The sequence below is a fragment of the Pseudohongiella sp. genome, assembly GCF_040877505.1.
GTDB lineage: Bacteria > Pseudomonadota > Gammaproteobacteria > Pseudomonadales > Pseudohongiellaceae > Pseudohongiella.
Genome location: NZ_JBBDNQ010000015.1, coordinates 300,395 through 324,987, shown reverse-complemented (window position 1 = coordinate 324,987; position 24,593 = coordinate 300,395). Strand labels below are relative to the sequence as shown.

Here is a 24,593-nt window from a genome sequence, read left to right as displayed (position 1 = left end):
CTGCCAGGCTGTCACAGTTCCTCTCCGGGGTTCTATTGCGCCAGTACAGTGCGGTCGCGGCCATCATCTTTGGCCTGATAAAGGGCGGCGTCGGCACGGGCAATGAACGGATCCAGTGATTCACCCGGATGATAGGTGGTCACGCCCAGACTCAGGGTGATCTGTATCCGGGCCTTGCCGAATGCAACGACCTGAGCTTTGACGGCGTTACGGATTGTTTCTGCGCGCTGCATGGCATCCTCGACTGTGCAGTTGTCCAGCAGCAGGACAAATTCTTCCCCACCCCAGCGGCACAGGGTGTCGCTGTCCCGTGTCTGCTGCAGGATGGTATTGGCCACCGCCTGCAGCACCAGATCGCCGGCCTGATGACCATGAGTGTCATTGGTGTGTTTGAAGTGGTCAATATCAATGCCAATCAAGGCCACCGGCCGCGGATAACGTTGCGAGTTCTTCTGCACATGGTTAAAAATCATTTCGAACAAGTGCCGGTTGGCGACCCCGGTCAGGCGGTCTTTGGTGGCCATGTCTTCCAGACGGCGCTGGTAAGAGCGCAGGGTGAAGTGAGCAATAATGAGCACCAGCAGCATGATGGCGGCAGACAGGCCCAGGTTCAGAATCAGGGTATCGTCCAGCCGCTGCGCCGAGGCGGGCGAGTTCTGCTCAACGATCAGGTACCAGTCAAACTCCGGCACCAGGCGGCTGTTCAGGTACACGCGATCGCCGGCGGAGTTGGTGTAACTGATCGACGAGCTGGGCGTGCTCAGAATCCGGGTGGCCAGCGGCCCCAGCGAGTCCTGGTCCTGCAGGTGTGCCGAGCGGTCATATCCCTGTCCGGTCAGCGTGACATTGCCCTGCCGGTCAACAAAATAAATGGAGCGGTTGTAACGTTCCTGATAGGTATCAATCAACCGGGTGACTGCCTCGACTGACAGGCCAACCCCGGTTGCGCCGATGTAGTTGTTGTTGTAATCCAGCACCCGGTAGTTGATAAAGATGCTCACCCGACTGAGGTCCGCGGTGTCAGTATCAACGTTTACCTCGTAGGGCTCTCGCATATCGCGGACCCGGAAGTACCACTCATCACCTGGCTCATCCGGTGACACTGTCCGCAAGACGCCGTTGGGATGATAGTAGCGGCGACTCTCCTCTGAAACGTAGAAGGCGGTGATGGTCTGATACTGCTGCTGAATTTCGTTGAGGTAGGCGATGATGCGTTCGGGGTCTTCTTCGCCGGTCAGTGCCCAGTCGCGCACAAAGGTATCGGTGGCCATGACTGACGAAATCAGGATCGGACGCAACAGGTCGCGCTGGATTTCCGAGTATATATTGTCGCTGGTCAGAGGCAGCATCTGCTCGGAGATATTGCGCGCCAGCGAATCCTGCGCGACAAAATAGCTGGTCAGACTGGTGGCCATGAAGCCGATGACCATGAGCGCAGTCAGGGCGCTGACGAACAAAACTTTTCTTTTATACATGCGAGTCCCGGATCAGTCTGCCTGCCTTTTAATACTGTCTTCCTGCCTCAAGTAAGGCAGGGGGTTGCCGATACTCCCTTTACGGGCGTAATCCCAGCCATTCTGCTGTTGGTGTCGGGGCCCATATTATCATCATATTCAAACCGCTGGCAGCGTCAGCGAAGCCTTTGCTACTGGAGTAAAAAAATGTCCGTTAAGCCATCATCTTCCCTGAGCTTTGGTGCTCGCCTGACAATCTGGATGACCGGCGTGGTGCTGGTTTCGGTGGTGGCTGTATCGACACTGGTCTACGTGTCCTACCGGGACTCGTTTACCCGGGTCACCATGAATGAGCTGGAGGTATCGGGCTCGTTGAATGTGCGCTCTTTCCTGGACTGGGCGCGGGCCCGGCAGGACGAAATGCGTTACCTCGCGAGTCTGGATTCGGTGCGTTTTCAGGATCTGGCCCGGACCGAACACCTGATGCTGCAGATTGCCAACGCACAAGGTTTCTATGACACCATATTCTTTGTTGATATGGCTGGTTTTGGCGTGGTCGGTGTGGAATACGATGGCAGCAGTGGCCGCATCATGACGCCTGACGAAGCACAGGCCTTTGCGGTTGCAGATCGTGCCTGGTTTCAGCAGGCCAGCGGTGGTGACGATGCGTTCTCGCAACCGGTCATTTCGCGCGCAACGGGCAACCAGGTCAGCACGGTGGCGATCCCGGTCCGGGTCGATGGCCAGGTCATCGGTGTGATGCGAGGCGCGGTGCGGGTCGATACCATTCTGAGCCGGGTGAGCGAGCTGGGCGGTGGCGAGGGATCGGAAGTGTATCTGCTGGATTCCGATGCCCGGCCAGTCACACCGGCGCAATCCCTGCGCCAGATGGATCAGCCGGTCGATACGGTGGCCGGTAATGCCATTGCGGCAGGTCGCAGCGGCACCGGGCAGTATTCCAACGCGGCCGGCACGCCCGTGGTGGGCAGCTATTCATACATGCCGCTGCTGGGCTGGGGGCTGGTGCAGGAAACGCGGCAGGATGTGGCATTTGCCGAACTGAACACCGTGTTCTGGACGATACTGGCGGTCACTGCCGTGATTCTGCTGATAGCCATCATCGCCAGCATCACTCTGGTGCGCAGTGTGGTGAAAACCCTGGGCGGCGACCCGGAATATGCGGCTGAGGTTGTTCACCGGGTTGCGCAGGGAGACCTGACCGGCACCATCAAGCTGCGGCCCAATGATTCCAACAGTCTGCTGGCGTCCATTAATACCATGCAGAGCAGTTTGCGAACCATGCTTGATGAAGTCATGAAATATGCTGAGCAGGTCGCTGCGGCTGCCACCGAACTGACCCAGGTCAATGAAATGACCAGTAGCGGCATCGTCGATCAGAATAATCGTATCGACAGCACGGCGGCGGCGATGAATGAGATGACAACCACGGTAGAGGAAGTGGCATCAAATACACACAGGGCCGCGGACAGCGCGCGCCAGGTCAGCACGGATGCGACCAGCGGGCGTGACGTGGTGGCGGCTACAGTGGCTGCCATCAATGCCCTGTCGGCCGATATCGAAAATGCAGTGCGCGTTGTCACCGAGCTGCGCAGCGACAGTGACAAGATCGGCAGTGTGTTGCAGGTCATTGAAAATATCGCTGAACAGACCAACCTGCTGGCGCTCAATGCGGCCATTGAGTCCGCGCGTGCGGGTGAGAGCGGTCGGGGTTTTGCCGTGGTAGCGGATGAAGTTCGCACCCTGGCCAGTCGTACCAAGGATTCAACGATAGAGATTCAGTCCACGATTGAAAAATTGCAGGGTGGTGCGGTGAAGGCGGAGAAAGTCATGGAGGGCAGCAGAACCGGTGCCGCCTCCATGGTGGAGCGCATCGAGGAGACGGATCAGGCGCTCGAGCGTATCACCCGGGGTGTGTTGCTGATCGAGGAGATGACACAGCAGATCGCCAGTGCCGCTGAACAACAGACGGCCGCTGCACGCGAAATCAATCAGAACATCCACGGCATCAGTGATGTGGCCGAGCACACCGGGCGCAGTGTGGCGCAGTCCACCGAAGCCAGTGACTCGTTGGCCAATCTTGCCGAGCGCCTGCGCGCACTGGTGACCCGATTCCAGGTCTGAGCGCCGACGTTCAGCCTGAACAATTGACGATGCGCGTGCTGCAGGGCTTGTCAGCATCGCGCGCGTGGTTTACTGTCACGATGTTAATGTTTATCAGATGATCGGTTCATGTCACCAACAATTCTGAATTACCTGCAGGAAAACCAGCTCAATGTGTTGGCGCTGATCTTTTTCCTCGCCTGTTTCCGGGGCTATCTTCACTTCACTGCCAGACGTGCGGTCGATACACCGTGCCTTGCTTTCGCCATGCATCGCTTCCGCAAGCAGTGGATCCGCATGGCCCTGACCCGGGAAAACCGGATTGCAGACACCAACATTGTCGCCAATCTTGAACGCAATGTGTCCTTTTTTGCCTCGGCATCGTTGCTGGTACTGGCCGGTCTGGTCACGCTACTGAACTCCTCCGATGCCGTGATGAACATGCTGGCCGATTTCCCTTTCTCCGACCAGAGTACGCGCGGTGAATGGGAGGTCAAGGTCATGCTGTTGATGTTCCTGTTTGTTTACGCCTTTTTCAAATTCACCTGGGGCTTGCGCCAGTATGGTCTGGTCTCGGTCATGATTGGCGGGGCGCCGGAAATAAAACTGCTGCCCAGCGAAGAGGAGATGGCACGCCACGTAGACTCGATTTCCAAGATGGCATCCAAGGCCTCGGGTAATTTCAACAACGGTTTGCGCAGCTATTATTTCGCTATGGCGGCGCTGAGCTGGTTTGTTAATGCCTGGTTTTTTATCGCCCTGTCGGCCTTTGTGGTTTTTGTCCTGTACCGGCGCGAATTCAAGTCTGATACGCTGGCCATCATGATGGAAGATTTGCCGGATGCCTGACGGGCATCCAATAAAAACCCGCAGGTTTGTTTCATAGACTCAGCAGGCCCCGCCAATGATAAAGACGCTGTTCAGGAAGCGCTCCCTGCTGCTGTCACTGTTCCTGTTGGCGGTGCTGGTCATCGGCATTCAGTTGTATGTTGAACGTCGCTATCTGGATCAACTGCAGAATGAGCAGAGCGCATCCGTCAGTGAACGCCTGAGCACCATTCGTTACCAACTGGAAAGTGAACTGACCAACAACCTGTCCCTCATTAACGGGTTGGCTGCCTTTATTGCGTCCTATCCGGATTTTACCGATGCCCAGTACCGGCTTTACGCCAGCACGGTGTTGTCCCGGGAGCCGGCGCTGGTCAATCTGGCGGCAGCGCCGGACCTGGTCATACGGTACATATTCCCCAATGAAGGTAATGAAGCCGCTGTCGGGCTGAACTATCTTGAGCAGGACAATCAGCGCGACGAAGTGATTCAGGTCGTTGAGACTGGCAGCATGGTGATCGCGGGGCCCCTGGAACTGGTGCAGGGAGGCTTTGCGTTTGTCGGACGTGCACCAGTCTATCTTCCCGGCGCGGACGGTTCACCCACCCTTTGGGGCATCGTGTCAGCCCCCATTCTGGCAGAAACGGTGTATCAGAATGCAGGGCTGCGGGATCTGCCGGATGCGCTGTCATTTGCCATGCGCAGAGTCGGCCAGCAGGATGGCGCCGGCGTGTTTTTTGGTGACCCCGCTACGTTTGAGGATTCAACCGCTGTCATCATGCCTGTCTCTGCCGGCGGCAGCAGCTGGGAGATTGCGGCCCTGTTGCCCCTGTCACAGGCACAGGGACTTACCGCTATCACCGTGTTGCGGGCCGGCGGCGTTGCCGTGTTCACGTTGCTGTCCGTGCTGCTGACCCTGCGTTATCGTCAGTTTGAAAATAACCAGGCATTAAAACGTATTATTTTCCGTAATGAGCGGTTTTTGCGGGCGGTGGAAACCGTTTCGCAGGTTGGTGGCTGGCGCTGGTCAGATGACATGTTCACTGAGCTGTCGACACAAACGCGCGACATCATGATGCTGCCGCGCGATGAAGAGACCGTTGATATGCCCGGGTTCTGTTTCAGTCTGGACACGCGCAGCGCGGAGTTGCTGGAGCACTATGTTGTACAGGCAAGCAAACTGCGTCAGCGCATTGACCAGGAACTGGAGCTGCGCCGCCGTGAAGGCAGGGTAATCTGGCTGCACCTGAAGGCCGAGGTGATGGAGCTGGACGGCGGCAGAGTCGAACTTATTGGCGCTATCCAGGACATCACCCAACAGAAAAAAGTGGATCAGTTGATTGAGTACCAGGCCAATTATGACAGCCTGACCGGCTTGCCCAACAGAGGACTGTTTCAGGATCGTCTGCATACTGCGCTGCTGCACGCCAAAAGGCGCAGCACGCGCATTGCCATCCTGTTTGTTGACCTGGATAACTTCAAATCCGTCAATGACAATCTGGGCCACGATGCGGGCGATGAACTGCTTGTTGAATCGGCACAGCGCATCCAGTCCAGCATCCGCACGGTGGATACGGTGGCGCGCTACAGTGGCGATGAATTCGTGGCCATACTGGCCGATGTGTTTTCCGCCAGTGTGGTGTCGCGTATAGCGGATGATATTGTGCTGGCGATGCGAAAGCCTTTTGTGATGTCAGGGCGCCAGGTGTATTGCAGCGTCAGTATTGGTGTGGCGTTTTATCCCGATGATGGTGAAAGTGTTGATACCCTGGTGATCAAGGCGGATCAGGCCATGTACGAGGTCAAAAAGGCCGGCCGGAATTCATGGCAGTTCTACACCATCGCCATGCAGCTGGAGTCCGAGCAGAAGCATCACCTTTACAATGAACTTGTAGTGGCACTGGAAAAAAAGCTGCTTACCGTTTTTTACCAACCCATCGTTGATGCGGTCAGTGGCCGGGCAAGCAGTTGCGAAGCGCTGGTGCGATGGCAACAGGAGGATGGCAGTTGGGTAGCACCTGATACCTTCATCCCGGTTGCTGAAGAGCGCGGCTTGATCAATCGCATTGACCTGCTTGTGTTGCAGTCGTCACTTCGGTTTGTCAACGAATTGAATGCGTCCCTGTCGCGCCCGATTGCTCTGTCGGTGAATGTGTCGCCGCGAGTGTTGCACATGCGTGATGATGATGCTCAGGACTGGCTGCGTGCTCTGGAGCAGGAGAAAACGCTGAGGGTCACCATAGAGATCACCGAGCGGGTGCTGGTGGAAGACAGCGCCGGCACCCACCAGGTTCTTGATCAGTTGCACCAGGCGGGTGTACAGATCGCAATAGATGATTTTGGTACCGGCTATTCAGGGTTGAGTTATTTTTCGCGGTTCCCGGTGTCGGCTGTCAAAATAGATCGCTCTTTTGTGCAGGATCTGGAGTTGGTGGATACCCAGACCACGCTGGTTGAAACGATTCTTTTGCTGGCCAGGAAGCTTGATATTGAAGTTGTAGCGGAGGGCGTGGAGACTGCGAAGCAGGCGGAGTTCCTGCGTCGCAATCATTGCGATTATCTTCAGGGCTATCACATCTCCAGGCCGTTATCCGAGGAGGACTTCCGGGACTTCGTTACATCGAGAGTCTGAAGGTACTGATCGGTTCGGCCCGGTCTTTCAGTCTGACAGATCCGGCGTCAGACGAAATAGGATTTCAGTGGCGGAAAGCCGTTGAACTCTACCGAGCTGTAACTTGTGGTGTAGGCGCCGGTGGAGAACCAGTACAGGCGGTCACCGGTGGCCAGGTTCAAAGGCAGCTCATATTTGTACTGTTCGTACATGATGTCGGCACTGTCACATGTCGGTCCGGCCAGAATCACTTCTTCGGATTCCCCTGTTTTATCCGTGTGAATCGGGAACTTGATGGCCTCGTCCAGGGTTTCGATCAGCCCCGAGAACTTACCCACGTCGGTGAATATCCAGCGGTGCAGTGCGGTGTGGGATTTACGGGAAATCAACACCACTTCTGATACCAGAATGCCCGAGTTCGAAATCAGTGACCGGCCCGGCTCAAGGATGATCTGCGGGAAATCGTCACCAAAGTCTTCCTGAATAAAGCGCGTGATTTCTTCCGCGTAGGTTGGCAGCGTGTTGGCGCGGGTAATGTAGTTGGCCGGGAAACCACCACCCAGATTGATCATTTTCAGCACGATGCCGTCTTCTTCTTTCAGGCGCTCGAAAATGACTTTCACTTTGGCAATAGCTGCGTCCCAGACCCCGATGTCGCGCTGCTGAGAACCAACGTGAAAGGACACGCCATAGGGTTCCAGGCCCAATTCGCGCGCCAGTATCAGCAGATCAATGGCCATGTCAGTGTGGCAGCCAAACTTGCGTGACAGCGGCCAGTCTGCAGTATGACTGCCTTCCGTCAGAATCCGCACATAGACCCGTGAACCGGGCGCCGCGCGCGCAATATTGCGCAGATCGGCTTCCGAGTCGGTGGCAAACATGCGCACACCTTTCTCGTAAAAATAGCGGATGTCCTTGCTCTTTTTGATGGTATTGCCATAGCTGCAGCGCTCGGCACTGACATCCAGGCCCAGTAGCTTGTCCAGCTCATAGATGGATGCGACATCAAAGTTGGAGCCTTTGTCACGCAACAGGGTCAGAACTTCCGGTGCCGGATTGGCTTTAACGGCGTAATACACATTGGCGTAGGGGAAATATTCAACCAGAGTGTCGTAGTGCTCGCTGATGGTGTTCAGATCAATGACAACAAAGGGTGTTTCCTTGGTGTCGGCGAGTGCTTTAATGCGGTTAAAGGTGGGCAGCGGGTAGAAATCTTCGATTCTGATGGCTTCTGTGCTCATGCTAGGCTCTTTCTCCTTCAGCGTCGGCTGGGGGCTGGAATAAAATCGCTTGGCCCTGACCGAGCTGGTCTGGACATCAACGCTCTACGGCATTGTAACAAAGGCTCCCGGCATGGAACACGAAGTTTTTTGCAAATACTCCCTGAAGTTACTTTGGTCGGGGCGTCTCCGAGGGTAGTGCCGGATCGGCCGGGCCGGCGGGTGTATGCCTGAAGGACACGCCCGTGAACCCGTCCCTGAAGGACCGTATGCGACCGTCCAAGGGTCGCATACGGTCCTTCAGGCATACACCCACCACCCCCGCTGAGCAGAGTGGCTTCGACTAGATAAAAACCGGGCGCATTCACCGGGCAGCGCGCCCGGGGCTAAGTTGCTCGTTATCCAGCCTGAAGATTTACTTAACCCTCAGCGCTGCCTGCGCCGCAGCGAGCCGTGCAATCGGCACTCGGGGCGGTGAGCAGCTGACGTAGTGCAGCCCCAGGTTATGACAGAAATCAATCGAATCCGGATCACCGGCGTGCTCGCCGCAGATGCCCAGCTTCAGATCCTTGCGCGTCTTCTGACCATTGGTCACCGCAAACTGCATCAGCTTGCCAACGCCCGACTTGTCCAGACTCGCAAACGGGTTCTTGCTGTAGATTTCCTTTTGCTGATACTCATCATAAAACAGACCCATGTCATCACGGCTCAGGCCCAGAGTTGTCTGCGTCAGATCGTTGGTACCGAAGCTGAAAAACTCCGCATGCTCCGCAATCTCATCCGCCGTAATGGCCGCACGTGGCACTTCCACCATGGTGCCGACCATGTACTTGAATTTGATTTTTTTCTTCGCCATCACCTCATCGGCAATGCGATGCACGATCGCCAGCTGATCGGCCAGCTCGGCCTTGAAACCCACCAGCGGGATCATGATCTCCGGATGCACTTCGACCGGCTTTTTCGCCGTCAGCAGTTCGGCAGCGGCTTCGAAGATAGCCTGCACCTGCATCTCGGTGATTTCCGGATACAGAATGCCCAGGCGGCAACCGCGGCAACCCAGCATCGGGTTCTCTTCGTGCAGCGCCTTGATGCGATCGATAACAAACTCCAGCGGCAAGCCCAGCTTGTCGGCCAGCTGACGACGCACCGCATCGTCCTGCGGCAGGAACTCGTGCAGCGGCGGGTCCAGCAGACGGATGGTCACCGGACGACCTGCCATGGCCTTGAACAGACCTACAAAGTCTTTACGTTGCATGGGCAGCAGTTTCTTCAGCGCTTCGCGGCGCTGTACGCCGTCCACGGCCAGAATCATCTGGCGCATGTCATCAATTCGACTGCCCTCAAAAAACATGTGCTCGGTCCGGCACAGGCCGATGCCTTCAGCGCCATAAGCGACCGCTGTTTGCGCCATGGCAGGAGTATCGGCGTTGGTGCGGATACGCAGCGTGCGGTACTTGTCTGACCATTCCATGACGGTGTTGAACAGCTCATAGGTATAGCTTTCGCTGGCCTTCATCGAGCCTTCCAGTACCCGTTTGACTTCCGAGTCCGCGCTTTCGATCAGGCCCTGGTAAACTGAGCCGGTGGTACCGTTAATGGAGATGTAATCACCTTCTTTCAGAGTGACGCCATTGGCCGTCAGTGTCTTGCGCTCATAGTTGATGGTGATGTCGCCGGCGCCGCAAATGCATACCTTGCCCAGTTGTCGCGCAACCAGTGCGGCGTGTGATGACACACCACCGCGGGTGGTCAGGATGCCCTGGGAGTGGAGCATGCCTTTGAGGTCATCGGGTGACGTCTCTGAGCGACACAGAATGACCTTGTTGCCTTTGCGGGCTTCAATTTCTGCCTGGGCGGCGGTAAATGCGATGCGACCGGTGGCGGCGCCGGGGCCGGCCGGCAGGCCCTTGCAGATCAGTTTTGCATCTTTCTGCGCCTTGGCATCAAAGACCGGTACCAGCAGTGTATCAACGGATTCCGCCGGTATTTTCAGCAGCGCGGTTTTCTGGTCAATCAGTTTTTCTTTGTTCATTTCCACCGCAATGCGGATGGCAGCCAGGCCGGTGCGTTTGCCGTTACGGGTCTGCAAAATAAACAGTCGGCCATTCTCGATCGTGAACTCGAAGTCCTGCATGTCCTTGAAGTGTTTTTCCAGACGAGTGCGGACTTTTTCCAGGTCGGTGAAGTTCTTGGGCAGCTCTTTTGCCATGGCTGCGATGGCTTTGGGCGTGCGCACACCGGCCACCACGTCTTCGCCCTGCGCATTGGTCAGGTATTCACCATAAAAAACTTTTTCGCCGGTGGCCGGGTCGCGGGTAAATGCGACGCCTGTACCACTGTCGTCACCGGCATTGCCAAATACCATGGCCTGGATGTTGACCGCTGTGCCCCATTCAGCTGGGATGCCGTACTGTGAACGGTACAATATGGCACGATCGTTTTTCCAGGAGCCGAACACAGCGCCAACCGCGCCCCACAGCTGTTCATAAACATCCTGCGGGAAGCTTTTGCCGGTTTTTTCGGCGATCAGCAGCTTGTAGCGTTTGACCAGTTCCTGCAGCTCTTCGGCTGTCAGTTCGTTGTCCAGCTCTTTGCCCAGAGATCTTTTCATGTCATCGAGCAGGGCGTGGAAGGGTTCTTCCGACTCATCGTTCAGTGCTTCGACACCCATGACCACGTCGCCGTACATCTGGATGAAGCGGCGGTAGCAGTCCCAGGCAAAACGGGGGTTGCCGGAAATATTGGCCAGACCTTCCACGGTTTCGTCGTTCAGGCCCAGATTGAGAATAGTGTCCATCATGCCCGGCATGGAATCACGGGCGCCGGAACGAACTGACACCAGCAGCGGGTTGTCGCGGCCGCCAAACACTCGTTGCATCTGCTGCTCAACTGCTTTAATCGCGGCTTTTACATCTTTGGCCAAGGTTTTTGGATAACTGCGGCCATGTGCATAAAAATAGGTGCAGACTTCGGTGCTGATGGTAAAGCCCGGCGGTACCGGCAGACCAATGGCCGCCATTTCAGCCAGGTTGGCGCCCTTGCCGCCAAGCAGCTCGCGCATGCTGGCATTGCCATCGGTTTGCTGGCCGAAATTGTACAAATATCTCGTTTTCTGCGAGCCGCTTTTTGTTGTGCTGGTATCAGTTGTCTTTTTCATGGTTCCCGGGTTCTTAAGTCAGCAGAAGATGTCGATGCGCGCCTTCCTGGCACCTTAGAGGCAGTCTGGCGAGGTGCGCAGGATAAAGCATGTGTCCGCTAAAATCCAGCTTGTCGGGGAGGTTTTACCCCAGAGTTTGTGTGGCTAATTGCTGAGAAGTCGCGGTCAATATGCAGTATCTTCACGGTAATGTAGTAATACTACAAAGGGTCGGTTGCCGGGCTGTGGACAAAGCGGCCATTGCGCAGAAAGTACAGTGTCTGGTCGATAACTTCCTGTCGTTGCATGATGAATGTGTGCGTGTAGGGCACTTCAATAAAATCATTCATGCCCGCAATTTTGGTGCTTTCAACGCTGACTTTGCCGTCGTCGCGGTCGGGCAGCGCGAGCGAAAATATCGGGCTGATGGAGCGGGTGCCGGCAATGATGCCAAGCTCAAAATCGTGTGCGGATGGCAGGCTCAGCGGCACGCTTTGGGCATCGGTGCCAAGCTGAAGCGCCGGTTCGCCGCTGAACATTTCGAATCCTGGTATGTCGCCAAAGACGTCGATAACTTCACTGCCGCGGTTAGGCGGCGCCAGCATGACCACGCGCCCAAGTTTGTTGATGGACTTGCGCGACAGGTAGTGACGCACAAGAATGCCGCCCAGTGAATGGGTGGTGAAATGGATTTTGCGCACGAGGTCCTGTTCACACTGTGCTATACCGGCTTCGACGGCCACATCGGCAAGCTGCTCAATGGTGTGGTCGCGGGAATCATAATGAATATTGGCCACTGAATAACCGTTTTCCAGCAGCTCGCGCTCCAGGCGTTTCATGGAAAAGTCAGTGCGGCTCAGGCCGTGTAACAGAACTACGCACTCTGGCCCATCGGCCCGGGCAGGCGCCGACAAAAACGTAGCGGCCACAAGAAACCAGATCAAAAGCAGTTGTTGCCGGCGCGCGGGTGCGGACATGGAAGGTGTTTCCCCGTGTTGCGTCAGTTGCCCGCGTCAGGTTTGTCAGCCTGTTGTGGTGGATTGCCCTTGTGCTGGAGTGTACTGCCCAGCTGGCTCAGGCCTTCCAGTATATTCATGGGCAGGGGGAAAACAATCGTTGAATTTTGCTCGCCTGCGATCTCGGTCAGGGTTTGCAGGTAACGCAGCTGGATTGATGCTGGCTCGGTGGCCAGTTGCCGTGCTGCTTCGACCAGTTTCTGTGATGCCTCGAACTCACCCTGGGCGTGGATGACTTTGGCCCGACGTGAGCGTTCGGCTTCGGCCTGCTGAGCGATGGCGCGGATCATGCTCTCGTCGATATCAACATGCTTGATTTCGACATTGGACACCTTGATGCCCCAACCGTCTGTCTGCTGATCCAGAATATCCTGTACATCGCTGTTCAGGCGCTCACGTTCCGACAGCAGTTCATCCAGTTCGTGCTGGCCCAGCACGGAGCGCAGCGTGGTCTGCGCCAGCTGGCTGGTCGCTTCCATGAAATCTTCCACATTGATGACGGCTTTTTGCGGATCCACAACGCGAAAATACAGCACGGCGTTTACTTTTACGGACACATTGTCCTTGGTAATGAGGTCCTGCGACGGGATATCCCAGACTGCTGTGCGCAGGCTGATGCGGACCATCTGCTGAATAAAGGGGATCACAATGATCAGGCCCGGGCCTTTGACAGTCTGGAAACGGCCCAGCATGAAGATGACGCCGCGCTCGTATTCTTTGAGGATGTTGAAGGTGCTGAACAGCAGGCCAATCGCAATGGCCGCCAGAACAAAAATGAAAACTTCCATACCAACTCCTTCAGTTGTTGATCAATGATGTATCGGCCATCGTGCCGGCAGGTGCTTAGTCCCGGTCTTCTTTGGCTACGTGCAGCAGCAGGCCGTCGATCTGGTTAATGCGCAGCCGGTCGCCCTTTTTAACCGGCGTGTTGGTTTTGGCGGTCCAGGTTTCGCCGCTGACGTGGACATGGCCCTGGTGCTCAAAGTCTTCCATGGCCACAGCTGTCATCCGGGCCATGGCTTCATTGCCGGTGACAATGGGCTGCTGCCGGGCCTTGAGCGCGGCGCCCAGTACCAGAAAAATGAGGGCGCCACTGGCCACGGCTACGGCGGCGATCAATGGCAGCGAGATTTGCCATGCTGGTGCATCTGTATCCATCAGCATGACTGAGCCTAGCACAAAGGCCGTCAGGCCGCCCAAGCCAAACACGCCAAAGCTGGGTGACAGGACTTCGAATACGATCAGTCCGATGCCAACGGCCATCAGGGCCAGGCCGGCGTAACTGATGGGGAGCATCTGCAGGGCGTATGCGCCCACCAGCAGGCAGATAATACCGGTGATGCCGGGCAGGCCCAGGCCCGGGTTGTAGAACTCCAGTATCAGGCCGTATATGCCGATCATGAGCAGGATGTAGGCGATATTGGGGTTGGTAATGACACTGAGGAAGTTGTGTCGCCAGCCGGTTTCGATCAACGTCACGTTTGCGCCATCAAGGCGGATGTTCCGGTTGCCGGCATTGGTCTCCACGCTGCGTCCGTTGGCTGCCTGCAGAAGCGCGCCCGTGTCGCCCGCGATCAGATCGATGATGCCTTGCTCCAGCGCTTCGTTGGCGGTCAGGTTGGCTGCATCGGCCACCGTCCGGGCTGCCCAGTCGGTATTGCGGCCACGCAGCGTTTGCAGGCCCTGTAGATAGGCGATGGCATCGTTGACTGCCTTCTGCCCGGCGGCTGATTCGTTGTCGTTACCGCCCATGCTCACCGGCGTGGATGAACCAATATTGGTGGCGGGTGACATGGCTGCGACGTGACTGGCCGCAACAATGTAAGTGCCGGCACTGGCTGCGCGGGCGCCGGAGGGTGCGACCCAGGTAGCCACCGGCACAGGGGACTCAAGAATGGCACTGACTATGTCGCGCATCGACGTGTCCAGACCGCCGGGTGTATTTATCCGCAGTACAAGCAAGGCGATTTCGGCGTCTGCGGCTCTGTTCAGGGTGCGCCGGATGTGGTCAGCCGACGCAGGGCTGACAGGCCCTTCCAGATCGGCCAGCCAGACCTCGGAGGACGCGGGCTGCGGTGGTGATGAAGGGTTTTGGGCACTCAGCCCGCTTGTCAGGGCAAAGAACACGAAACAGGACGACACATATACCTTAAAGAGCCTGTTGGCCGCAGTCAGGCCGCCCGCAACAGGCAGGCGGCAGTGTCTGGCATACTTCCTGATCAGGTGCATTATGCGGAACATAAGAGCATAATACGCCGGTCCTTGGTGCAAGTCGAATCTACAGACTGGGCCGTAACCGACACACAATGTTGCAAAAATGGCACAGCAAACGTTGTACTAGTTTGAAAACTTGGTTTACGATCCATCGCAATGCTGAATCAATGACGCAGATACAAGACAGTAGAAAGGTGGTAGTTGTTGTCAGAGAATAATCTCTGTCAGCGTTCAGCCGCTAAACCCTGCGGGAGGAATTCCATAATGAAGAAGACCAGTATGACAGCTATGCTCGCCATGGCAGCTGCGGTAAGCTTTCAGGCTAACGCGGCCACCGGTGTTGACCCACTGACTCAGATACAGCCTGTAGATGCCGAGTGGTTCTACAACGGCTCCGAGCCAGACCATATCGTTGAAGTGCCAAGCTTTAATGTTCCTGCAACCGGTGTGATTGACTACATCGACTCCGTGATTCCTCTGGAATTCGGTGAAGAGAAGTGGGTTAAAGCGGTTCAGTTCATTCCGGGTGACAAGCGCGTTCTTCACCACCTGCTCTCCTACGTAGTTGCTGATACGCCGGACGCTGGCGAAGGCATGCTCGACGAAACGGTTAACGACCCACGTCGCGAATTCCTGGAAGGTTATGCACCAGGTAAGGAATATGCCACTGAGTTCCCCGAGAACACAGGTATCAAGATTCCTGAAGGCTCCGCTCTGCGCATGAGCATTCACTACACATCTTTTGGTCAGGAAACAACTGACAGCACCCGTGTAGGTCTGTGGTTCGCTGATGAGAATGAGACGCCTGAGCTGGAGTATCACACCTACTCAGTTGCAACGCCGATGAACCAGATTCAGATCCCTGCTGGTGCCATGAACCACGAAGCGTCTGCAACACACGTGTTTGAAGACGAGATCATGCTGCACGGTTTCCGCGCTCACATGCACTACCGTGGCAAAGCCATGAGTGCACGCGTTGTGTACCCTGACAACACGTCTGAGGACCTGGTAAACGTTGCTGATTACAACTTTGCATGGCAGCCGACTTACCGTTTTGAAGAGCCGATGGTTCTGCCGGCCGGTTCACGTGTCGTTGTTGAAGGTCTGTTTGATAACTCTCAGTACAACCTGGGCGTGCCTGATCCGACCGTGGATGCCATGGGCGGCCTGCAAAGCTGGGAAGAAATGTTCATCGGTTACTTCTCCTACACTGACGTTCCTGAGTAAGGCACGGCAGTCCGGAAACTAACTGATAGAGCAGCACAACACATAAAGGGGCTGCTTCCCTGAGAAGCGGCCCCTTTTGTTTGCGCGGGGAATGTGTTTTAAACTACCGGAAGTTTGCGTCAGATTAAGAAATGAAGACGTGAATGGGGTATGCTTGGCAGTACTGTGGATTGTTATAATCCAATTGCTGTAATCTATTTATTCAGAACGATTGAGTCTAGTCAGAACAATAACATAACGCCGTACGTCAACATGAGACCATGATCCATTCGGTTGACGTTCCGCAGAATTATCCAGAGAGAGTATGAGGGTTTGTTCATCATGAAGAAAATTAGCTGGTTGGCGCTTTTAACAGCAGCCGCACTCAGTGTAAATGCACACGCTGCGCCGGAGCGCGTAGGCGACTTCACCCTGATCGACAATGAAGGCAAGGCTCATCAGTTGAGCAAGTATGCGTTCAATGAAGCCGTGGTTATTGTGGCACAGGCCACAGGCTGCACAATGAACCAGGAAAATGTAGCGCGCTACAAGCAGTTGCGCACCAACTGGGACCACCGTGGCGTCAGCTTCCTGATGCTGAATTCATCCATGGAAGATGAGCGTGCCGGCATCCGTGCAGAAGAAGCTGTGTGGGAGTATGATTTTCCGATCATGGACGACGATGCTCAGCTGGTCGCAAATGCCCTGGGCATCACCAAGGCCGGCGAAGTCGTGGTTGTTGATCCGGAGCGCATGAATGTTCTGTACCGCGGACCGCTGCCCGCTCAGTGGGCGCGTGCGCCTCTGGGTGAAGTACTGGAAGCCATCGTGGCCGACGGCGCTGACTCCCGTGAAATGGACACCGTGGTGGAAGAAGTTGAGGCTGCCGAAGGTTGTGCCCTGGAATTCCCTGCTGCAGAGCAATACATCGCTGAAGCACCTGACTACGAAACCGAAATTGCCCCGATCCTGATCGAGCGATGTGTCGGCTGTCACGTTGAAGGCGGCATCGGACCTTTTGCCATGAACAGCCACATGATGATTCAGGGCTGGAGCCCGATGATTCGTGAGGTCATCATGACCAACCGCATGCCTCCAATGCAGGTTGACCCGGCTGTGAAGAGCTTCACCAACTCGGGTAATATTCCGATTGAAGAGCGTCAGAAGCTGATTCACTGGATCAATGCCGGTTCGCCGCGCGATTGATCGAACGTAAGTGATTGATCTAAAGGCCGTTCTGTGAAAGCAGGGCGGCCTTTTTGCGTTGTTGGGCGGGCGATTTGCCTTGTAACCCGGGGGTTGTTGGAGTAGGATCAAAGCTCAACAAAATAATAAAGGCTGCAGTTAAGCAGTATGCTAGCCATCATGAACAGTCAAGCGAAGCCATCATTCCGATCGGTTTTGAACCTGTGAGAGGTGCTTATGAAAATCAAGACGACTCTAACGGCCGCAGTGGCAATCGCCGCAGGTGGCCTCGCCCATGCCGGTGTTGACCCCCTGACCGAAATTCAGCCGCCACAAAGCGAGTGGATGTATAACGGCACCGCGCCTGATCATATTGTTGATGTGCCTGCATTCCAGGTGCCGGCAACCGGTGTGATTGACTACATCAACTCGGTCATTCCACTTGAGTTTGAAGATGAGCGCTGGGTCAAAGCCGTACAATTCATTCCTGGTGACAAGCGCGTTCTTCACCATCTGCTGAGTTATGTCGTGGCCGACACGGCTGACAACGAAGGCATGATCGATGAAGCGGTCAACGACCCGCGTCGCGAGTTCCTGGAAGGTTATGCGCCCGGTAAGGAATATGCTACCGAGTTTCCGGAAAACACCGGTATCAAAGTGCCGACTGGTTCTGCCCTGCGCATGAGCATTCACTACACATCATTCGGTCAGGAAACTGTGGACAACACGCGTGTTGGTCTGTGGTTTGCCGACGAAAATGATGAGCCGGAACTGGAATATCGCACGCACTCGGTATCACCGGGTAACCGTACTGAAAACATTGTCATCCCGCCCGGTGCGATGAACCATGAAATGGCGGCAACACATGTGTTCGAAGAAGACATTCTGTTGCGCGGTTTCCGTGCTCACATGCATTACCGGGGCAAGTCGATGGCTGCTCGTGTGATCTATCCTGACAACACGCAGGAAGAGATCATCAACGTTGCCGACTACAACTTCGCCTGGCAGCCGACCTACCAGATGGCAGAGCCTATGGTGATTCCGGCTGGTTCACGGGTGGTAGTGGAAGGCCTGTTCGATAACTCTGAGTACAACCCGGGCAACCCCGATCCGACCGTTCCCGCGGTGGGTGGCCTGCAAAGCTGGGAAGAGATGTTTATCGGCTACTTCTCTTACACGGAACTGTAAAACAGCTGCTAAACAGTAGCTTAGCGCTTTAATGAAAAAGGGCGACCCAGCAATGGGTCGCCCTTTTTTATGCTGGCCCGCCGGTTTTTCTGTCAAGGCCTCTGTAACACTTTATTGCAAATTGATTTTGACCCATATTGTTTTGCGCTGTGGTCTGGTTTAGGATCAGATGTAATGCAAGGCGGTTTGTATGCAGATCATAATAAAAATGAAAAACCAGCATCGCGGCCTTGATGCGGCCGCGCACCCTCACAGGTTGTGACAGGAGCCGTATAATGAAAAAAACCACGTTGTCCGCAGCGCTCGTACTGACTGCGGCCTGGGGATTGCCAGCCCAGGCCGGTGTTGATCCCCTGACCCAGATACAACCCCCTGCCAGCGAATGGACTCACGACGGGTCCGAACCTGACCACATTGTTGAAGTGCCCCCGTTTGCGGTGCCCGCGACAGGTGTCATCGACTATATCAATTCGGTCATTCCGCTGGAGTTTGGCGAAGAGAAGTGGGTCAAAGCCGTCCAGTTCATTCCGGGCGACAAGCGCGTACTTCATCACTTGTTATCGTATGTCGTGGCGGATGATCAGAATAACGAAGGCATGATCGACGAGGCCGACAATGATCCGCGTCGTGAATTCCTGGAGGGCTACGCGCCTGGCAAAGAGTATGCAACCCAGTTCCCGGCAAATACCGGCATCAAGGTGCCCGTGGGTTCAGCGTTGCGCATGAGTATCCATTACACCTCTTTTGGTCAGGAAACGGTCGACAATACCAAGGTCGGCATGTGGTTCTATGACGAAAACGAAACCCCGGAGCTGGAATTCCATACCCATTCGGTGTCTGCCAACGGCGCTGACCGACTGGTCATCCCGCCGGGCGCCATGAACCACGAAATGGCGGCCAGCCATGTGTTCGAAGATGATATTGTGCTGCACGGTTTCCGGGCCCACATGCATTATCGCGGTAAATCGATGGCGGCCCGTGTTATCTACCCTGACAACACCGTGGAAGACATCATCAACGTGGCTGATTACAACTTTGCCTGGCAGCCGACGTATCGCATGGCAGAGCCCATGGTGCTGCCGGCAGGGTCACGTGTGGTGGTAGAGGGGTTGTTTGACAACTCCAAATACAACCCTGGCAACCCGGATCCGACCGTGCCTGCTGTTGGCGGCCCGCAGAGCTGGGAAGAGATGTTTATCGGATATTTTTCTTACACAGACCTGCCGGAATAAGGTAAGTTAGTAAGCTGATTCGATAAGCAGACCGTATAACGTGTAAACGTTTTGTATAGACGTTTTGTATAAACGTATTATATAAACTTATAAGGAGGCTGCTTCCTGAGCGGAGCGGCCTTTTTTTATGACTGAATTTTCATTTCCACTTCATATGCAGCACAGGTAGGAACCCAAATGTCCATTGATGTCCTGTTGAAACCCTTTACAACCCCCAAACTGTCCCTGAAAAACCGCCTGGTGATGGCGCCGATGACACGTCAGTTCTCGCCTGACGGCGTGCCGGGCGCCAATGTGGCCGAGTACTACCGGCGGCGCGCGGAAGGTGATGTCGGCCTGATCATCACTGAAGGCACAACAGTTGGTCACAACGCGGCATCGTTTGATTCGTCTATTCCCAATTTTTACACCGACGAAGCACTTGCCGGCTGGGCTGACGTCGTCAAGGCCGTCCATGCCCAGGGTGGCAAAATTGCTCCACAGCTGTGGCATGTCGGTTGTGCCCGCAAGCCCGGATCAGGTCCGTTTCCTGACTATCCCAGTGCGACCCCTTCCGGTTTTGCCCTGCCCGGCAAAAAGGTCGGCGAGCCATTAAGCACTGCTGAAATTGACAAGATTGTTAAAGCGTTCGGCGACGCCGGGCGCAATGCCAGGACCCTGGGTTTTGATGCCCTGGAAATACACGGTGCCCACGGCTACATGATTGATGATTTTTTGTGGGAAGGGCTGAACCAGCGTGATGACAAGTACGGTGGCTCGCGCACCAAGCGCAGCCAGTTCGCCGTCGAAATTGTGCAGTCCATTCGCGCCGAGGTCGGCGAAGAGTTCCCCATCATTTTCCGTTTCTCACAATGGAAACAGCAGGACTATGATGCACGCCTGGCGACCAGTCCGGATGAATTGCTGGAAGTGCTGGCGCCCATTTCAGAGGCGGGTGTCGATATTTTTCATTGCAGCCAGCGTCGTTTCTGGGAGCCTGAATTTGACGGGTCTACATTGAACCTTGCAGGCTGGGCGCGCAAGCTGCTCAACAAACCCACGATCACGGTAGGCAGTGTAAGTTTGAACGAGGAGTTCATTACCACGTTCATGGGTGGCGAAGCTGGCAGCGCCGATATCGGCGAGTTGTTGCAGCGCATGGAAGCTGACGAGTTTGACCTGGTGGCAGTGGGGCGCGCTCTGATCGCCAACCCGGACTGGCTCAAGCAGGTACAGAAGGGTGATGTGTCGGCCCTTAAAACCTACGATAAATCCCTGTTGGCTGCGCTCGCTTAAGAGCGCATCTGGCGCCAGAAAACAAAAACGGAGAACGATGATGTTCGATCGATTAGCCGGATTTTTGGGTCTGAATGCCATTCCCCAGATATTCTTCAGCGCGGCGGGCATAGCCATATTGTTCGTCGCCCTGGCGATTCCCTTTAATGATGCCTTCGCGACGTTTTTTGGCGACGTGGGCACCTTCACGTTCCAGTACTTCGGCTGGTTCTATGTGCTCAGTGTCAGCGGTCTGCTGATATTCCTGATCTGGCTGGCGCTGAGTCGTTACGGCCATGTCCGGCTGGGCCCGGATGATGAAGGGCCCGAATACCCGACATTGACCTGGTTTGCCATGCTGTTTGCTGCCGGTATCGGCACCATCCTGATGTTCTGGGGCGTTGCCGAACCATTGTCGCATTTTGCCAATCCGCCCATTGAAGGTGTGGAAGCGGGCACTGTGGATGCGGCAAAGAATGCGATGAACATTGCGCTGTATCATTTTGGTTTGCACACCTGGACCATCTTCACGCTGCCGGCGCTGGCCATTGCCTACTTTACCTACCGGCAGGGACTGCCAATGCGCATCAGCAGCATCTTCTATCCGGTGCTGGGCGACAGGATACTGGGTCCGCTGGGCTGGACGATTGATGTGATCGCGCTGTTGGGCACATTGTTTGGTGTGGCGGTGTCGGTAGGGTTGGGCACCCTGCAATTGAACAGTGGTCTGAATGCGGTACTGGGCGTGCCGATCAGCCAGTTGTCGCAGTTGCTGATTGTGGTTGTGATCACTGCCATCGCGACTGTGTCTGTAGCCATGGGGCTCGATCGGGGTATCAAGCGCCTGTCAGAAATAAACATCGTGCTGGCGTTGATCGTCATGCTGTTTGTCTGGCTGGCGGGACCAACCCTGTTTATTACCTCGGGTATGGTGCAGAATTTTGGCAACTACATGCAAAACCTGCCATGGATGTCGTTCTGGACTGAAGCCTATCAGGGCACCAGCTGGCAGCAGAGCTGGACGGTATTCTACTGGGCCTGGACAATTTCCTGGGCGCCTTATGTCGGTATCTTTATTGCGCGCATCTCCAAGGGACGCACTATCCGGCAGTTTATTGGTGGCGCCCTGGGTGCGCCGCTGCTATTTACCGTGGTCTGGTTTTCGGTGTTCGGCCTGGCGGCCATGGATCTGGAACTGAATCAGGGTGTGGATTTGACAACGCAGGTGCAGGCCGATGTATCGGTGGCGCTGTTCGATTTCCTGAGTTACTTCCCGGCCTCCGTTCTGGTGTCGATTCTGAGCCTGGTGGTCATCGTGGTATTTCTGACCACGTCTGCTGATTCTGCCGCGCTGGTTGTGGATGTGCTGTCGCGCAGTGACACACAGAAAAGCCTGACCTGGCAGCGCATATTCTGGACGGTGCTGCTTGGGTTTATTGCTGCAACTCTGCTGCTGGGTGGCGGTTTGCCGGCCTTGCAGAACGTCATCACAGTGCTCGGTTTCCCGTTCTGTGTGTTGCTGGTTTTCATGGCCTATGCGTTGTTGCGATCCCTGCATGCCGATCACCTGGGATACACGCTGGCCGAATCGGCAGCCGGCAAAGTACCGCACATGGATCCGATGGGTTCCAGACCTTCTGACAGCAAAGGGGCCGCGCCGCCCGGGGACTAAAACTCAGCGAGCGCGCAACAGCCAGACTTTATGGATACGGGTGTTGCGCGCGAAATCCCTGTCGATACTCGCGGCGGTAATATCTTCGAGCACAAAGCGTTCAGCCAGGGCCTCGTCCAGTTTGAACTTGCGCATATTGGTGGAGAATATCAAGGTTCCCTGAGGCCGCAGGCGCTGCATACAAAGCTCAATCAGTTCACCGTGATCGCGCTGGATATCCAGTACGTTGTCAGTGCTTTTTGAATTGGAAAACGTGGGCGGATCCAGAAATATCAGATCAAAGTCCTGTTTGCATTTCTGCAGGTAGCGCAGGCAGTCCATTTCCACCAGCTCATTGCTGCGCAGGCTCAGCTGATTCAGTTCCAGATTGCGCTGTGCCCAGCTCAGGTAGGTATTGGACAGGTCGACGCTGACCGTGCGCCGGGCGCCGCCCAGCGCTGCCTGCACGCTGACCGACCCTGTGTAACAGAACAGGTTAAGTACATCCTTGCCGGCCGCGTGTTGATGCACATATCGGCGCATCGGACGATGGTCGAGAAACAGGCCGGTGTCCAGGTAGCGCTCCAGATTCACGATCAGTCTGGCGTCGCCTTCCTGTACCACGATATCCTGGCCCTGCTCGCGTGAAGGCTGGTACTGCTGTTTGCCACGCTGGCGTTCCCTGACCTTGATGCTGATGAATTGCGCGGGCAATTGCATGACATATTGTACCGCGAGCACGGCCTGACGGCGTCGCGATTCAGCGTCGGCGTCCGTGACCGAGGCCGGTGCCTTGTACTCCTGCATATGAACGCGTACCTGTTCCTCGATGTCGGTGTAGACGTCGATGGCAAAGGCGTATTCCGGCATGTCGGCGTCGTACAGCCGGTAACATCCGTGGCTCTGCTGCCGGGCCCAGCGCCCGATATTCTTGAGGTTCTTGCGCAAGCGGTTGGCGAGCATCTGGCCGCCATTGTCGAGCGCATCTTCGGTCACCAGCTGAGAGTCGCCCACGGCTGTTTTACGTGTCTGGTAAACCGATGCATCATCAACATGGAACAGCAATAATTTTGCCGGTAACGCGCCATTGAACAGCGCGTATTGTTTGTGGCTGTGAATGCCAAGCAGCTTGCCCCATTCCGGGCGTGCGGTGAACACTGCAACACTGGCGCCCATGGCTTCGCGTCGGATCACCTCGCCCAGCGTCTGATACAGTGCCATGACCTGGGCATCTTCACCCAGGCGTTCGGCATAGGGCGGGTTGGTGATGAGCAGGGTCGGCGGCTGTCCGAGTTTCACCTCGTGCAATGACACCGAGGTAAATTCGATATGGTCCCAGATGGTGGCCCGCTCAGCGTTGCGCCGGGCCATGCCCAGCGCCCGCAGATCCTGATCACTGCCCAGCGCCTGCCCGGTCCAGCCGGCGGCCTGCTGTTTGCGCAGTTCCGCCTCCTGACGCACCGCTGCTGCGGCGGCCTGGTCATGATGTGGCCAGGCAGACAGCTGGCTTTCACGCAGCAGTCCCGGTGCAATGTCCAGCGCCATGAGAACCGCTTCAATCAAAATGGTACCCGCGCCACACATGGGGTCAACAATCACCGCATGGTCCTGGCGCATCAAGGTCGGCCAGTCTGCGCGCATCAACAAGGCTGCTGCCAGGGTTTCCTTCATCGGTGCTTCGCCCTGCTCCTGGCGATAGCCGCGCCGGTGCAGGCTACCGTCAACCAGGTCAATGCCCAGGATGACACGACCCTTCTTGATCACGGCGTGAATACGCAGATCGGGTTCCTGTTTCGACACATCGGGCCGGTTCTGGCCGCTGTTGCGGAACTGATCGACCACGGCGTCCTTGATACGCTGGGCAATAAACTGCGTGTGGCGCAGGTTGTGCGTGGTCCCGGCGGCGCTGATGGCAAAGCTGTCGGTACTCGCCATGTGCTGCGTCCAGTCGATGCTGTCGGCGGCCGCGTACAGCGCATCGGCGTCGGGCACCAGTTGCTCGTGCAGGATCAGGATGATGCGATTGGCAATACGGGAGAACATCACAGCCCGGTAGGCCTCGAGTAGAGAGCCGTTGAAACTGACACCGGCTACGGTCTGGCGAACGTCGCGGGCACCGCACTGCTGCAACTCTTCTGCCAGCAGAGGTTCAAGGCTTTTGGCGCAACTGGCGAAGAAAGAAAAGGAGCTGTCGGACATGGGCTGAGGGTCTGTCTGGAAGTTAGGGGCGACATGATAATACGAATTGCATACGAATGCCCGCCGGGGCTGACATCT

Annotated in this window: 16 protein-coding genes; 9 read left to right on the top strand and 7 right to left on the bottom strand. The window is 56.0% G+C overall.

What is annotated here, in order from left to right; genetic code table 11:
- Positions 1–32 precede the first annotated feature (32 nt).
- The gene (locus WD071_RS05940; protein ID WP_368047427.1) at positions 33–1,475 is read right to left on the bottom strand and encodes a diguanylate cyclase; all 1,443 of its coding nucleotides are present in this window, start codon (positions 1,473–1,475) and stop codon (positions 33–35) included.
- Between the two features lie 186 nt (positions 1,476–1,661).
- On the opposite strand from WD071_RS05940, the gene WD071_RS05935 reads away from it, so the two are divergent.
- The 3 genes from WD071_RS05935 (at position 1,662) to WD071_RS05925 (ending at position 7,035) form a co-directional block, all read left to right on the top strand.
- Positions 1,662–3,596, top strand: coding sequence for a methyl-accepting chemotaxis protein (locus WD071_RS05935; RefSeq protein ID WP_368047426.1), 1,935 nt, complete (start codon positions 1,662–1,664; stop codon positions 3,594–3,596).
- 108 nt (positions 3,597–3,704) lie between these two features.
- The gene (locus WD071_RS05930) at positions 3,705–4,424 is read left to right on the top strand and encodes a DUF599 domain-containing protein (protein WP_368047425.1); all 720 of its coding nucleotides are present in this window, start codon (positions 3,705–3,707) and stop codon (positions 4,422–4,424) included.
- 55 nt (positions 4,425–4,479) lie between these two features.
- On the top strand, positions 4,480–7,035 hold the full coding sequence (locus WD071_RS05925; RefSeq protein ID WP_368047424.1) for an EAL domain-containing protein: 2,556 nt from the start codon (positions 4,480–4,482) through the stop codon (positions 7,033–7,035).
- Between the two features lie 47 nt (positions 7,036–7,082).
- Here the strand turns inward: WD071_RS05925 and WD071_RS05920 are convergent, their stop codons facing one another.
- The 5 genes from WD071_RS05920 to WD071_RS05900 form a co-directional block, all read right to left on the bottom strand.
- Positions 7,083–8,255: a type III PLP-dependent enzyme gene (locus WD071_RS05920; protein WP_368047423.1), complete on the bottom strand. Its 1,173-nt coding sequence runs from the start codon at positions 8,253–8,255 to the stop codon at positions 7,083–7,085.
- A 394-nt stretch (positions 8,256–8,649) separates the two neighbouring features.
- Positions 8,650–11,391, bottom strand: coding sequence for a pyruvate, phosphate dikinase (gene ppdK / locus WD071_RS05915; RefSeq protein ID WP_368047422.1), 2,742 nt, complete (start codon positions 11,389–11,391; stop codon positions 8,650–8,652).
- 200 nt (positions 11,392–11,591) lie between these two features.
- A complete protein-coding gene (locus WD071_RS05910) occupies positions 11,592–12,347 on the bottom strand; it encodes an esterase/lipase family protein (RefSeq protein ID WP_368047421.1) in 756 nt (251 codons plus the stop codon).
- A 23-nt stretch (positions 12,348–12,370) separates the two neighbouring features.
- Complete coding sequence (locus tag WD071_RS05905; RefSeq protein ID WP_368047420.1) at positions 12,371–13,174, bottom strand: slipin family protein; 804 nt, start codon at positions 13,172–13,174, stop codon at positions 12,371–12,373.
- 55 nt (positions 13,175–13,229) lie between these two features.
- Positions 13,230–14,627 carry a nodulation protein NfeD gene (locus WD071_RS05900; protein ID WP_368047419.1) on the bottom strand — a complete coding sequence of 466 codons (1,398 nt, stop codon included), beginning with the start codon at positions 14,625–14,627 and terminating at the stop codon, positions 13,230–13,232.
- 237 nt (positions 14,628–14,864) lie between these two features.
- On the opposite strand from WD071_RS05900, the gene WD071_RS05895 reads away from it, so the two are divergent.
- The 6 genes from WD071_RS05895 to WD071_RS05870 all read left to right on the top strand — a co-directional run bounded on the left by WD071_RS05895 (position 14,865) and on the right by WD071_RS05870 (position 22,337).
- Positions 14,865–15,827 (top strand): hypothetical protein, encoded by a 963-nt coding sequence (locus WD071_RS05895; RefSeq protein WP_368047418.1) that lies wholly within the window; start codon positions 14,865–14,867, stop codon positions 15,825–15,827.
- A gap of 321 nt (positions 15,828–16,148) precedes the next feature.
- A complete protein-coding gene (locus WD071_RS05890; protein WP_368047417.1) occupies positions 16,149–17,012 on the top strand; it encodes a redoxin domain-containing protein in 864 nt (287 codons plus the stop codon).
- A 216-nt stretch (positions 17,013–17,228) separates the two neighbouring features.
- Positions 17,229–18,179: a hypothetical protein gene (locus WD071_RS05885; RefSeq protein ID WP_368047416.1), complete on the top strand. Its 951-nt coding sequence runs from the start codon at positions 17,229–17,231 to the stop codon at positions 18,177–18,179.
- A gap of 275 nt (positions 18,180–18,454) precedes the next feature.
- Positions 18,455–19,411, top strand: a complete 957-nt coding sequence (locus tag WD071_RS05880) for a hypothetical protein (RefSeq protein ID WP_368047415.1) — start codon at positions 18,455–18,457, stop codon at positions 19,409–19,411.
- Between the two features lie 177 nt (positions 19,412–19,588).
- Positions 19,589–20,686 carry an NADH:flavin oxidoreductase gene (locus tag WD071_RS05875; protein WP_368047414.1) on the top strand — a complete coding sequence of 366 codons (1,098 nt, stop codon included), beginning with the start codon at positions 19,589–19,591 and terminating at the stop codon, positions 20,684–20,686.
- 40 nt (positions 20,687–20,726) lie between these two features.
- Positions 20,727–22,337, top strand: a complete 1,611-nt coding sequence (locus tag WD071_RS05870; RefSeq protein ID WP_368047413.1) for a BCCT family transporter — start codon at positions 20,727–20,729, stop codon at positions 22,335–22,337.
- A 3-nt stretch (positions 22,338–22,340) separates the two neighbouring features.
- Here the strand turns inward: WD071_RS05870 and rlmKL are convergent, their stop codons facing one another.
- Entirely contained in the window at positions 22,341–24,515 is a 2,175-nt protein-coding gene (rlmKL, locus tag WD071_RS05865) for a bifunctional 23S rRNA (guanine(2069)-N(7))-methyltransferase RlmK/23S rRNA (guanine(2445)-N(2))-methyltransferase RlmL (RefSeq protein ID WP_368047412.1), read from the bottom strand.
- Between the last annotated feature and the right edge of the window lie 78 nt (positions 24,516–24,593).

Coding starts and splice junctions, on each gene's coding strand:
- ppdK (WP_368047422.1), bottom strand. CDS start 11,391: ATGAAAAAGACAACTGATACCAGCACAACAAAAAGCGGCTCGCAGAAA.
- WD071_RS05870 (WP_368047413.1), top strand. CDS start 20,727: ATGTTCGATCGATTAGCCGGATTTTTGGGTCTGAATGCCATTCCCCAG.
- WD071_RS05910 (WP_368047421.1), bottom strand. CDS start 12,347: ATGTCCGCACCCGCGCGCCGGCAACAACTGCTTTTGATCTGGTTTCTT.
- WD071_RS05940 (WP_368047427.1), bottom strand. CDS start 1,475: ATGTATAAAAGAAAAGTTTTGTTCGTCAGCGCCCTGACTGCGCTCATG.
- WD071_RS05925 (WP_368047424.1), top strand. CDS start 4,480: ATGATAAAGACGCTGTTCAGGAAGCGCTCCCTGCTGCTGTCACTGTTC.
- WD071_RS05885 (WP_368047416.1), top strand. CDS start 17,229: ATGAAAATCAAGACGACTCTAACGGCCGCAGTGGCAATCGCCGCAGGT.
- WD071_RS05875 (WP_368047414.1), top strand. CDS start 19,589: ATGTCCATTGATGTCCTGTTGAAACCCTTTACAACCCCCAAACTGTCC.
- WD071_RS05900 (WP_368047419.1), bottom strand. CDS start 14,627: ATGTTCCGCATAATGCACCTGATCAGGAAGTATGCCAGACACTGCCGC.
- WD071_RS05895 (WP_368047418.1), top strand. CDS start 14,865: ATGAAGAAGACCAGTATGACAGCTATGCTCGCCATGGCAGCTGCGGTA.
- WD071_RS05935 (WP_368047426.1), top strand. CDS start 1,662: ATGTCCGTTAAGCCATCATCTTCCCTGAGCTTTGGTGCTCGCCTGACA.
- WD071_RS05880 (WP_368047415.1), top strand. CDS start 18,455: ATGAAAAAAACCACGTTGTCCGCAGCGCTCGTACTGACTGCGGCCTGG.
- WD071_RS05890 (WP_368047417.1), top strand. CDS start 16,149: ATGAAGAAAATTAGCTGGTTGGCGCTTTTAACAGCAGCCGCACTCAGT.
- WD071_RS05930 (WP_368047425.1), top strand. CDS start 3,705: ATGTCACCAACAATTCTGAATTACCTGCAGGAAAACCAGCTCAATGTG.
- WD071_RS05920 (WP_368047423.1), bottom strand. CDS start 8,255: ATGAGCACAGAAGCCATCAGAATCGAAGATTTCTACCCGCTGCCCACC.
- rlmKL (WP_368047412.1), bottom strand. CDS start 24,515: ATGTCCGACAGCTCCTTTTCTTTCTTCGCCAGTTGCGCCAAAAGCCTT.
- WD071_RS05905 (WP_368047420.1), bottom strand. CDS start 13,174: ATGGAAGTTTTCATTTTTGTTCTGGCGGCCATTGCGATTGGCCTGCTG.